Source organism: Gammaproteobacteria bacterium (assembly GCA_040183005.1).
GTDB lineage: Bacteria > Pseudomonadota > Gammaproteobacteria.
Window position 1 is genome coordinate 466078 of the sequence record JAMPIW010000002.1, and the last position, 11629, is coordinate 477706.

An 11629-nucleotide genomic window follows, 5' to 3' on the forward strand; every position below is an offset into this window, starting at 1 on the left:
GCAGCCTTTGGTTCATCTTCCTGTAACAGACTTCGCTTAGATTACCCTTCAGACCCGAACCAGTTTGGGGCGGTTGTGTCATTTCGACAAACTCACGGAGAACCCTGTCATGAAGAGATTCATACTAAAACCACTGGCAATCGTAGTGGCTGCCAGCTTTGCGACCTCCGCCCTGGCAGCGGATTCCTTCCCGGCGCCGGAGATGACGCCGCAGGGCTGGTACGATGCCGGCGCGAATGCCGTGGACGAAGCCAAGAAGCTGTTCCCCAATGTGCGCCGCGCCAAGAACGTGATCCTGTTCGTCGGCGACGGCATGGGTATTTCCACCGTCACCGCCGCCCGCATCCTGGCAGGACAGTTGCAGGGCAAGAGCGGCGAAGAAAACCGGCTCACCTTCGAGCAACTGCCCTATCTGGCGTTGTCCAAAACCTATAGCGTCAACCAGCAAACACCTGACTCCGCCCCCACTATGACCGCCATGGTCACTGGCGTGAAGACCAATGATGGCGTGCTGTCGGTGAATCATCATGTCGAGCGCGGCAACTGTGACCAGGCACAAGGCAACACCCTGACGACCATCCTCGAACACGCGGAAAAGGCCGGTAAGGCCACCGGCATCGTCACCACCGCCCGGCTGACCCATGCCACCCCGGCAGCCAATTACGCCCACTCCCCGGAACGCGACTGGGAGAGCGATGCGGAGGTCTCCGCCCAGTGCGCAAGCTTTTCGGACGTCGCCCGGCAGCTCATCGAATTCCCTTATGGTGACGGACTTGAAGTGGCAATGGGCGGGGGCCGCGACCGCTTTCTTCCCAACACGGTTGCAGATCCCGAGGATGCAGGCAAAAAGGGCGTGCGCAAGGACGGGCGCAACCTCACTGCGGAGTGGCTGACGAAGTACCCGAACGCCGCCTTCGCCTGGAACAAGGCGCAATTCGACGCCATCAATCCGTCCACCACCCGCCACCTGTTGGGCCTGTTCGAACGCTCACACATGGAGTATGAGCACGACCGCGACACCGATATCGGCGGCGAACCCTCCCTGTCCGACATGACCAGCAAGGCCATCGACCTGCTCAAGCAAGAGCGCAAAGGCTTCTACCTGCACGTTGAAGCCGGCCGCATTGACCACGCACACCACGCCGGTAACGCCTACCGGGCGCTGACGGACGCCATCGAACTGTCCAAGGCGGTGAAGGTGGCATTGGAGAAGACCGACCCCAAGGACACGCTGATCATCGTCACTGCGGATCATAGCCATGTCTTCACCATCGCCGGCTATCCCAAACGCGGCAACAACATCCTCGGCAAGGTGGTCAACCCTGGCGATGCCGACGGCACTTACGCCAAGGACGCGCTCGGCTTGCCCTACAGCACGCTGGGCTATGCCAACGGCCCGGGATACACCGGCGCCTCCAACAGCCAGCCGGAGGGAAGCAAAGCTTACCCGCATAACCCGTCGAGCTATTCGGGGATCACCGCAGGCCGGCCAAACCTGACCGCCACCGACACCACGGCCCCGAGCTACATGCAGGAATCGGCCGTGCCGATGCAGTCCGAGACCCATGCCGGTGAGGATGTCGCGATCTACGCCAATGGCCCGAAGGCCTATCTGTTCCGCGGCACCATGGAGCAGAACACGATCTTCCATGTCATGAAGGAAGCCTTTGGCTTCTGATTGACCTGGAAAGGAGGTACAACAGGGAATGCGCGCGAGCGCATTCCCTTTTTCCATTTGGCGTAAGAACCTGTTTCGAGGCATGACATGACAAAACCGTGGATCTTTGTATTACCGATGCTCTGCTTGGCTGGCGGCGCGGTGGCCGATCAAGCACCGGAAGCAACAGCGTGCGTGTACCTGATCGACTCATCTTCCGGGCAGAATCACACCACACCGTGGTACTTCTGGCGCAGCGACAACCGCGTCGAAACCCGCGACGCACACGGAGAGACCGGCGAGGTCTGGGAATTGGATCCGCGCGGCCAGATTTCCTACACCAAACTTTTTCACCCTGGCGGGAAGGCCATCGACTATACGCCAGGCGACCTGCGTGCACTTGCGATGAAGGCGGACTGGAACCAGATAAGATCCATCATCGACCCCGGATTGTTGGGCACGCAGCTGAAACGGACAGGAGAACAAACCGTCGACGGCCAGCGGGCCGAACGCTATGCAGGTGAGGTTGACGGCGTGAGTACCGAGGTCTTATGGCTACCGAAAATGAACCTGCCGACGCGGATCGAGAAGACCCAGGGAGGCATTACGGTGAGTCTGCGCATGGCGGAATGCAAACCACTGGCGTCAGCCCCCTGGACCATGACCTCCGAGGCGCGGATGCAGTCCTATCAGCACCTTGATTATGCTGATCTTGGAGACAAGGAAAACGATCCGTTCGTGAAGAATGTCGTGGGCCACAAGGAAGGATTGCATCACGGACATTGACACGAGTCGTAGAGGCTGGATAGTGCTGAAGAACCGCATCAAACGAATCACACAAACCCTTCCCTAGGTTCTGTTGACGTTTCATCTCAGCCACAAAAGTACCGCCGCAAAAGATAGCATTCCCATGTAATTAACAGCTTTTTTCTCATATCGAGTAGCAATCCGGCGATAATGCTTGAGCTTGCCAAACATGCATTCGACGGCATGTCGCTCCTTATAAAGCCAATAATCACAGTCAATTTTCTCTTTTCGGTTCGACTTCGGCGGAATCACAACCTCTATCCCACGCGCCTTTAACCACGCGCGCAGCTCGTTTGTGTCGTAGCCTTTATCCGCCAGAAGTGCTGATGTTTGGATGCCTTCCAGCAGCGGTATTGCGACCGTGCACTCCGCCGTTTGGCCACCCGTCAGAATGAATTCAATCGGCATGCCAAGTGCATCACAGGCCGCATGAATCTTACAGCTAAACCCACCTTTGGAGCGCCCCAGCGCTTCTTTTTCAGCCGAACTGCCCGCCGCGCCTGCGGCACAGGCGTGCGCTCTTGTCACCGTTCCATCAATAGAAACATCTTGTAAATCAGCATCTTCAGAAAAATAAGTGAGCAATCTATCCCATGCGCCATTCGCACACCAACGTGAGTATCGCTTGAAGACACTATTCCATTTGCCATGCTCTGGCGGCAGCGTCCGCCACTGCGCGCCGGTGCGCAGTATCCACAATGATGCGCCCATAAATCGCCTGCATTTATCGGGCGATCCGAGATGCACGCCCGTCAATTTAGTTAAGTGTGACAATATACGCACCCACTCACTATCGCTTATTTTGGTTCTGTCCATGCCAACCTAAAACGGCGGATTCTACCAAAACCGCGAAACGTCAACAGAACCTAGCCAGCCTGCTAGAATAGGCCGGAACATCATTGAATGTTCCGGCCTTTTTGTTTACTAAGCCGTCGTTCAAAATTAATCTGTACATTTAGAATGGTGGGAACGGCATAAGGGGCCGTAAAGGCTTAACCAGAAAAGCACTGGTTATTCCTTAACGGCCCCTAATACTCCTGCATCCTCCAGGAAAGATTTCACCCGCAAACAAGCATTGGCACATGAATGATACCGGGACACTGAGCCGCCTGGCCGACATCGAATTGCCCGCTGCGCCGGACTGGCAGCCGTTCATCATCGCGGCGGCGGCCATAGTCGCCATTACGGCGATATTGATAGCAGCATGGCTGGCCTGGCGTTCGCGCAAGCGCCGTGCAGGCAACCGGCAACCCGCCACCCCTCTCGCCACGGCGCAAACCCGGCTGGAACAGACGCGCATGGAGTGGCAGGCCGGGAAAATGGTCGACCGCGAGGCGGCCTACCAGCTGGCGACGCTGCTGCGGCTGGGGCTAGGCCTACCGCAACTCACCCCGGAATGCCCTGCCCATTTCTCCGCAGACCAAACCGCATGGCGGGACACACTGCACCTGTTCGAGCAACTGCGTTACCAGCAGGCGCCGCAGGTAACGTTGACGCTGGAAGTCTTTCAGCGCGCCAAAAACTGGTTAGCCGGCGCTGAGGGAGATACCTGATCCATGCTGGAATTCGCCGCACCATCATGGTTCTTCGTCCTGCCCCTGCCGTGGCTGGCATGGATGGGTGCAGCGCGCTTTCGCGGCAGAACCTCTGTATCCTCCAGGCCCGCCGCCCTCCTTCACAGCCAAGCCGACGTCCTGGCGGAATTAACCGCGCAGCCACTCTCTCGCCGTGCCCACCTGCCCTGGCTGTGGATCGTTGGCTGCGCCTTGCTGGCCACTGCTCTTGCACGCCCGCAATGGGTGGAGTCTGCACCCAACACCTACAAAGGGCGCGATTTTCTGCTGGCAATTGACGTGTCGGGTTCAATGCGGGCACAGGATTTTATTGTCGATGAAAAAAACCTGAGCCGCCTCGACATGCTCAAACGTGTGGTCAGTCAGTTTCTCAACGAACGCCATGGCGACCGCATCGGACTGATTGTGTTCGCCGATGACGCCTATACCCTGGCACCGCTCACCAGTGACATGAATATCGTGCGTGCCTTCCTGGATGAAGTACGGCACGGCATGGCGGGAGAGAAAACCGCGCTCGGCACGGCGGTGGCGCTCGCAGTCAAGCGTCTGCAAAACGATGCTACACAAGGCGACGTTAAATCACGCGCACTGATACTGCTTACCGATGGCAGCAATACCGCCGGAACTATCAGCCCAGATGCGGCAGTGCTGCTGGCGAAACAGGAGGGCGTGCGCATCTATACGGTCGGCATCGGCTCACACCGTCAGGTGCCCTTCCCGCGCGGTACAAAAGAAACACCCGCGATCACCGAAATGCCATTCGACGAAGATCTGTTGAGGCGCATGGCGGAACAAACCGGCGGACATTACTATGCTGCCGGCAATACCGAAGAGATGCGACGCATCATCAGCGATATCGAGCAACTGGAAAAAACCGACATCGTTGACGATGCCGCAACGCTGCGCACCGAATGGTACTGGCTGCCGTTGATCATTGGGCTTGCCCTGTTGCTGATTTATCAGACGCGCAAGCACGCGGAGGTATTGCCGTGATGCCGCATCTGGAGTGGCGCGAACCGCTGTGGATGCTGCTAGCGCTCACGCCCTGGCTCATACTGGCATGGGACAAAAAGAGAAATGCCCAGCAGCAACGCAGGCTGAATGCGTTTGCCGACCCCCATTTATTACCAAGACTATTGGTAGGAAAGACCTCTCGATCAAGATCCGCACCACACTGGGCAATTATCCTCGCCTGGACGCTGGCCGCACTGGCGGCGGCAGGGCCTTATTTCCTGCAACAGACGCCACAAACCGAACAACGGCGCGGCATCGACATCGCCGTCATCATAGACATCTCGCCCTCGATGACCTCGCCCGATATCGCACCCAGCCGTTTGCAGCGCGCCAAGCTGGAATTGCGCGATTTCGTTAGCCGTCTGCACGGCGACCGCGTCGCGCTGATCGCCTTTTCGGCAAATGCCTACGTCACCCTGCCGCTCACCCCTGACAAGGACACCTTCCTCCACTTTGCCGACCTGCTCGATCCTGCCCTGGTAATGAAGCACGGCTCCAATCTGGCGCGCGCGCTGCAAGTAGCGCGACAGACACTGGACGGCGCTTCGCCGCAAGGCCGTGCGATACTGCTGATCAGCGACGGCGAGGCGCATAATAATCAAACCACGCTGGCCGAGGCAAAAAATCTGCGCGCGGCGGGGATCCCCTTGTTTATCCTCGGTGTTGGCACGGAAGCAGGCGGGCCAGTGCCGGACGGCAAGGGGCATTTCATGATGCACCCTAAAGGACATGTGCAGCAAGATACTCTCGTAGTGTCGCGTCTGGCGCGTAAGGAATTGATGGCGCTCGCTGTAAGCACTGGCGGCGGCTATGCCGACCTGAGCAACGATGATGGCGATATCCGCCAATTGATCACAGGGCTGAGCAAGATTGAAACCAAAAGCTACCAGCAAGCCAATGAAACGCGGCACGCCTATCAACTTTTCCCGTGGTTGCTTGGAGTGAGCCTGCTGCTGTTCATGTGGTCGGGCGCGCGCCACCGCATGGATATCCTGGCCGTGCTGATCATCGGGCCGTTAATCGGCGCCCTGCCACAGGACGCACAGGCTTCGCCCTGGCGTGAACAAAGCGCGCTGGAAGCCTTTACCGCAGGTGACTATGCACGCGCCGCGACCCTATATCGCGGCATCAAAACTTACAACGGACCGATGGGCTTGGGCGCCGTCGCCTATCGTCAGCGCGACTGGCAACAGGCCTTGGCTGCATTTAGACAAGCCGCGCGGCTTGCCGCATCAAACGAAGAGCGTGCCAAGGCCGCGTATAATAGCGGCAATGCGCTGGCGCAACTGGGCCACCTCGATGAAGCCGCCCGCGCCTATGAAACTGCACTGGCGTGGCAAAAAAATTATCCGCGCGCCGCACTCAACCTCAGCCTCATCAACAAGGAAAAACAGCTACGCACCAGCGGAGGAAAAGTTGGAGATCCACAAAAAAATACCGCGTTGACCCCGGCAAAACAAAGCGATAGGAACACAAAAGAAGGGAGTGACGAGTCGACTCGCACCCTAAAGGGCGCAGAAGCAACAGGCGGCGCGGGCCCGCCTGGCTCTACCCCAGCCAACAAACCCGAAGCCGTCCAGGCCCGCCAGCAAATGCAATCCATCCAGGACAACGCACAGGGATGTGCTAGTGCCGCGAGCGCCGGATGCGCAGAAGCGGCCAACGCACAGGAATTGCTCAGCAATCGCTTCTCCACTGCGGACAAGGCGGCTGGGATCATAGTGGTAGAGGACGAAAAACCGTGGTAGCGCGCATTGCTTTCATATTGCTCACCTTGTGGGCCAGCAACACCTTGGCGGCAACACTGACCGCCAGCGTGGACCGCAAGGAACTGGCCGTAAACGAGCACATCGTGTTCACCCTGTCACTGATAAACAGCGATACCCGGCTGCGCGCCGAAGGTATCTCGCCGAATGTCGACCTGAGTGTGCTGACAAAAAACTTCGACCTCGGCACGCCGCGCGCCGACAACCGTTTCATCCTTACGCGCGAAGGCGGCAGATCCACCTCCAGCATCACCGTAGAACTGTTCCCCAAACGCCCAGGGGCAGTGACTATCCCGGCCTTCAGCGTGGACGGCCTGCGCAGTCAGCCTGTCACAATCAAGGCCAGCCCCACCGCCAGCAATACCAACCCCGAAGTATTTATCCGCAGCGGCGTGAACAAAACCACGGTGTGGGCACGCGAACAAACCATCGCGCATATTGACCTGTACCACCGCATCAATCTCACCACCGCCAGCCTGGGTGGCGATATAGAAGCCAGCCCGATGCGCATTGATCTGATGGAGTACCGCAAACTTCCACAGGCAGAGCGCAAGGAAGAGGTCGCGGGCATAAGTTACAACGTGCAGCGCATCGCCTGGGCGATCTTCCCTGCACAAAGCGGCGAACTCACGGTGCGCTTGCCCGACGTATGGGCTATCACCGCCAATGGCCGCCGCCTGCGTCTTCCCGGCGGACAGCATCGTCTACAGGTTAAGGCACTGCCGGCGGGCATACCCGCTGATATCCTGGTCGGCAAACCGGAGATCAGCCAAGCCCCGCTCACCGCCCTGCCGGATGCGAACAGCCTGACATCGTTGAGCATCACCCTGCGCGCCCCGGTGGGCGCCAATGCGCTGCCTGGCACGCTGCCAGGGTTGGCGGCGCCTGCCCAGGTCAAACTCTATCAGGACAACGCCCAGCGGCGGACAGACGAAACCGCCGATGGCCTGACCAATGTCGCCACCTACATACTGTCCGTCACCCCGCTGGCCGCCGGAAATTTCCGCCTGCCACCAATACGCCTGCGCTATTTCGACCCGCAGCGCGGCGTGATGGATACCGTCGAATCACCGGGACAAACCCTGCTTGTCAACGCCGGCCCAAAACCTGTCACACCGGCTGTAGCCGCTCCCGCCTCACGCAGTACCGCGAAAATTCATGACACATCTTCACTGGCATGGCAGATCACAGCGCTGACCTTCGCCGTGTTATGGCTTGCCACGCTGGGGTTATGGCTACGCGCGCGGCGCACCCCGCCACTGAAAAAGTCCCTGGTTAAAGAGATGCCTGGCGAAACGAAGACATTCCGCACTGCACACCCCCTTCAGGCCATCCTGCTCGACGCCTTCGGCGCCCCCTCGCTGGAACAAGGATTGGGTGAATGGGAAGCACGTTTCGGCGTGGATCAGGAACTGCGCGAAACAGTGCGTACCGTGCAACGACTCTATTACGGCAAGCAAAAAGTTGATGAAGAAAAACTACGGCCCACCGTACAGGCAGCGGTAGCCAGAATCCACGCTGGGGCGCCAATTAAACAGGCCATTGCCGACAGATGGTCACCGCAGGCATTTACCAGCCGCGTTTAAAACATGAAACTTCTCTCCTCTTTTTCCGTCAAATTGAGGATGAACACCAAAGGTTGCGCACCAAGCAGGTACTTTATGTCAAAACTGCCACTGACCAGCATCACCCTCCTACTGGTGATCTCTGTTGTCGGTTGCAGCATGGTGGCCACAGGTTACAACAACGCCGATTGGTATCTGCGCTACAAGATCAACAACTACACCTCTTTCAACACCACTCAAAAAGAAACAATCCAGCGCGAAGTCGGTGTTTTCATGAACTGGCATCGCCGCGACATGCTTCCTGAATACATCAAATTTCTCAAAAAAATCGATCAATCACTCCAAAATAGCAGAATAGAAAAAGAGCAAATTTTCATACTCAGCGACGAATTGCGCGGCCTCTATCGCATAACGCTGAGGCCTACTATCCATCCTGCCGCCCACATACTGGCAAATATGAGCAAACCGCAAATTCAGGAATTAGAGGAAAATCTGAAAGAAGAAAATGAAAAATTGAAAGAGGAATCGCTGAATGGAAGCCGCGACGACCAACTAAGCAGACGCGCCGAAAAAACCATCGACTTCATCGAAGATTTCACGGGAAATCTATCCGGCGAGCAGAAAGAAAAGATCACCCGAATGAGCCGCCAACTCCCCTTCGCCGCCCCGGCATTCATGCAAAACCGTGAAAAGAATCAAAGAAAAATCATCGAACTCATACACAACAACGAAGGCGCCGAAAAAATCGCATCCTTCATCGGCCTATGGATTTCCACACCGGAACACACCCGCACACCGGACGAACAAAAACTCATCAAAGAATTTCAGGATGCCACCAACGGAATGATTGCAAATATCTACACAACATTGACCCCGCAGCAAAAACAGCGGTTGCGCGACAAGATTCAGGAGTACACGGCAGACCTGGGGGCATTAACCAGGAAGTCACAAGTGGCCGCTGACTGGACTGCACCCAGCCTGGCGCTATTCCACATGAATCCAATTGATCTCTCTGGCAGTTTTGCCACCAATAACAGCGCGTTTTAGGCTCGGCGGCATTTCAGCTTCCACCTCCGACAGCGGAATCCTTCCCCCCATAATCTCCGCATTATTCTGCGGGAAACGCGGCTGTTGATTCGGATCGGCATAGCCATCGGGATAGGTCGGCTGGTTAGTGGCCATATCGTATTTGTCCGTGGCGCCCACGGTATGCAGAAATTCATGTGCGATAACCACATTATTTCTCGACGCCATTTTGTCATCGGCATAGGCGTTCACCACGCCTACCAATGCCTTCTCCAGGCCAAAAGAATGATTAAGAACGTCGTGGGTAGCGGGGTCGTAATACACCACGAACATGCGGATATCCGGCGCAGGGCCATCATAGTTATCGGCGCGAAATGCCCAGTAACGCATCTTCAAGCTCCACCACATGATGCCAAGCACATTACCATCACGCGGTGGTTGCGGCGGCAAGACGGCAACCTCGGGCGCCAACTTTATGGTGACGGGATTTCCGAGTTTTAATGAATGGCGCGACGCCTCGCTCACCATAAATTCTTCAATGGACTGAAAGGTATCCTGGCGCAACTGGCCGATGTAGCGGGACGATGCGGCACTCGCATCGCCATTGATCGGATACACCACCACCCACAAAGACCGATCCCATTTTGTGGTGCGCAGCTTGTTCAGCCAGGCATTCCCGGCAACGAACAACAGCAGCACGAGCAGAAACGCAATCCGCAGTTTTTTGAACATCCCGTGGGACGCCTTAATAATTTATCGATAGAAAGGATGAACTCCCGCTCCCCACAAGGGAAGTGGCAAGGAGGCGGGTGATTTGAACACCCCTCGCCACCACCTGATTGAAGGGAAGGGATTACTTGGAAGACAACGAGGTTATCGGCACTTCGGCGAGCCGCTAAACATTACGCGCCGAGCAACCTGCCCTCATCGCTATAGAAATGCAGGGCTGGCACCGGCTGAGCTGAGACAGTCACTGTTTCCAACACCTGCTCATCGCCGTCCAGGACAGACAGGGTGCCTTCGGTGGGATTAGAGACAAACGTGCGCGTGAAGACGCCATCTTGCTCCAGAAACGCGATGGGGCGCCGCCCGCAGTCGGCCACGCCGACGATGACTTCCTTGCTCAGCCGCAGCATCGGCAGCGCGGAACTGTCGAATACCAGCAGCGCGTTCATTTTCAGGTTGACCTTCTGCGTCTTGTTGCCGGTGGAGGCGGTAGTCAAATAGAGTTTCTTGCCATCGGCGGAGAAGCGATAGACACTCGGATAGACATCGACCAAGTCCATCGTCTCGGACACGGCCTTGGTCACCACGTCGAGCACAGTGATCTTGCCGATCACATGATTTTCATCGCTCTTGCGGTCTGCGCCTTTGCAGACGATGAAACGGCCATCCGGGCTCAGCAGCGCATTGGTGCTGGTGCCGACGTAAATAGAATCTTCGACGCTATTGGTCAGCGGGTCGATCACCGCGATAGTGCCATAGCCGTTGTTCATGTTGTAGACCTTCCCGGTCAGCGGTGAATACACCATGCCGTGCGGCGCGGCATTGTTTGGTACGCCGGTGATTCCATTCTTTTCACGCACTGGTTCGCACAGGTTGATGGTAGCGATCACCTTGAGATACGTGGCGGCATCCGCCGGGTCATTGCCCACCACGGAAATTGTGCCATCCATCAGATTGCTGACAAAAGCACGCCGCGGCGTTGCGGGTGCTAAGCTGGAGGGGAAGGTAAACGTTGTCACGTGATGGCCTCGGCCCACGCACAGCGTCGTCAACACCTTGGCAGGCACATCCAGCTTATCCGCCTGGACGTCATTTTGGATCACCGTGACGGAGGAGCCGTTCTCGCCGCAATTGAGCGCATCATTACCCGTGTCTTTGTCACCATCGTTGCCCAGCCAAAGCTGCGCCTTGTCGACATCACGATACATGTGATCAGGCCGGGCAATGGCCGGGAATGTATTCTGGATATAAATCTGTTTGCTCACGGGATCAAGCATCGCCACCTGATCGTCTTGCGTGGTATTAATAAAAACGGGCCGGGAGTTGACACTGTCAGCGGTTTCCGTGTCCAGTGCCTTTACCGTTGTTTTTCCCGTTGCGCCATCGTGCCTGATGACCGAGACCATGCCAATTTGCTCATCACCGGCATAGCACACCAAAGACCAACTGACATCATCAGAGGCGGCAGATAATTTTTCACTCATTTTTCTTTTC

Annotated in this window: 10 protein-coding genes; 7 read left to right on the plus strand and 3 right to left on the minus strand. The window is 57.0% G+C overall.

Annotated features, from left to right (window positions below; genetic code table 11):
- Positions 1 to 109: 109 nt before the first annotated feature.
- Together M3A44_03855 and M3A44_03860 are read left to right on the plus strand one after the other, a co-directional pair.
- Positions 110 to 1678: an alkaline phosphatase gene (locus M3A44_03855; GenBank protein MEQ6340793.1), complete on the plus strand. Its 1569-nt coding sequence runs from the start codon at positions 110 to 112 to the stop codon at positions 1676 to 1678.
- Positions 1679 to 1765: 87 nt separating this feature from the next.
- Positions 1766 to 2443: a hypothetical protein gene (locus tag M3A44_03860; GenBank protein ID MEQ6340794.1), complete on the plus strand. Its 678-nt coding sequence runs from the start codon at positions 1766 to 1768 to the stop codon at positions 2441 to 2443.
- Positions 2444 to 2524: 81 nt separating this feature from the next.
- Here M3A44_03860 and M3A44_03865 read toward each other — a convergent pair whose 3' ends face one another.
- Positions 2525 to 3280, minus strand: a complete 756-nt coding sequence (locus M3A44_03865) for an IS5 family transposase (protein MEQ6340795.1) — start codon at positions 3278 to 3280, stop codon at positions 2525 to 2527.
- A gap of 266 nt (positions 3281 to 3546) precedes the next feature.
- Between M3A44_03865 and M3A44_03870 the strand changes: the two genes are divergently transcribed.
- From M3A44_03870 to M3A44_03890, 5 genes are all read left to right on the plus strand, one after another.
- Positions 3547 to 4017, plus strand: coding sequence for a DUF4381 family protein (locus M3A44_03870; protein ID MEQ6340796.1), 471 nt, complete (start codon positions 3547 to 3549; stop codon positions 4015 to 4017).
- Between the two features lie 3 nt (positions 4018 to 4020).
- Positions 4021 to 5031, plus strand: a complete 1011-nt coding sequence (locus tag M3A44_03875) for a VWA domain-containing protein (GenBank protein ID MEQ6340797.1) — start codon at positions 4021 to 4023, stop codon at positions 5029 to 5031.
- Positions 5031 to 6800 (plus strand): VWA domain-containing protein, encoded by a 1770-nt coding sequence (locus M3A44_03880; protein ID MEQ6340798.1) that lies wholly within the window; start codon positions 5031 to 5033, stop codon positions 6798 to 6800. The genes M3A44_03875 and M3A44_03880 overlap by 1 nt, the downstream gene beginning before the upstream one ends.
- Positions 6794 to 8404 carry a BatD family protein gene (locus M3A44_03885; protein ID MEQ6340799.1) on the plus strand — a complete coding sequence of 537 codons (1611 nt, stop codon included), beginning with the start codon at positions 6794 to 6796 and terminating at the stop codon, positions 8402 to 8404. Before M3A44_03880 ends, M3A44_03885 begins: the two co-directional genes overlap by 7 nt.
- A gap of 75 nt (positions 8405 to 8479) precedes the next feature.
- A complete protein-coding gene (locus M3A44_03890) occupies positions 8480 to 9430 on the plus strand; it encodes a DUF6279 family lipoprotein (GenBank protein MEQ6340800.1) in 951 nt (316 codons plus the stop codon).
- On the opposite strand, the gene M3A44_03895 is transcribed toward M3A44_03890, so the two are convergent.
- Together M3A44_03895 and M3A44_03900 are read right to left on the minus strand one after the other, a co-directional pair.
- Positions 9368 to 10141: a hypothetical protein gene (locus M3A44_03895; GenBank protein MEQ6340801.1), complete on the minus strand. Its 774-nt coding sequence runs from the start codon at positions 10139 to 10141 to the stop codon at positions 9368 to 9370. The genes M3A44_03890 and M3A44_03895 overlap by 63 nt on opposite strands.
- Positions 10142 to 10311: 170 nt before the next feature.
- The gene (locus M3A44_03900) at positions 10312 to 11619 is read right to left on the minus strand and encodes a hypothetical protein (GenBank protein ID MEQ6340802.1); all 1308 of its coding nucleotides are present in this window, start codon (positions 11617 to 11619) and stop codon (positions 10312 to 10314) included.
- Between the last annotated feature and the right edge of the window lie 10 nt (positions 11620 to 11629).

Coding starts and splice junctions, on each gene's coding strand:
- M3A44_03855 (MEQ6340793.1), top strand. CDS start 110: ATGAAGAGATTCATACTAAAACCACTGGCAATCGTAGTGGCTGCCAGC.
- M3A44_03860 (MEQ6340794.1), top strand. CDS start 1,766: ATGACAAAACCGTGGATCTTTGTATTACCGATGCTCTGCTTGGCTGGC.
- M3A44_03865 (MEQ6340795.1), bottom strand. CDS start 3,280: ATGGACAGAACCAAAATAAGCGATAGTGAGTGGGTGCGTATATTGTCA.
- M3A44_03870 (MEQ6340796.1), top strand. CDS start 3,547: ATGAATGATACCGGGACACTGAGCCGCCTGGCCGACATCGAATTGCCC.
- M3A44_03875 (MEQ6340797.1), top strand. CDS start 4,021: ATGCTGGAATTCGCCGCACCATCATGGTTCTTCGTCCTGCCCCTGCCG.
- M3A44_03880 (MEQ6340798.1), top strand. CDS start 5,031: ATGCCGCATCTGGAGTGGCGCGAACCGCTGTGGATGCTGCTAGCGCTC.
- M3A44_03890 (MEQ6340800.1), top strand. CDS start 8,480: ATGTCAAAACTGCCACTGACCAGCATCACCCTCCTACTGGTGATCTCT.
- M3A44_03895 (MEQ6340801.1), bottom strand. CDS start 10,141: ATGTTCAAAAAACTGCGGATTGCGTTTCTGCTCGTGCTGCTGTTGTTC.
- M3A44_03900 (MEQ6340802.1), bottom strand. CDS start 11,619: ATGAGTGAAAAATTATCTGCCGCCTCTGATGATGTCAGTTGGTCTTTG.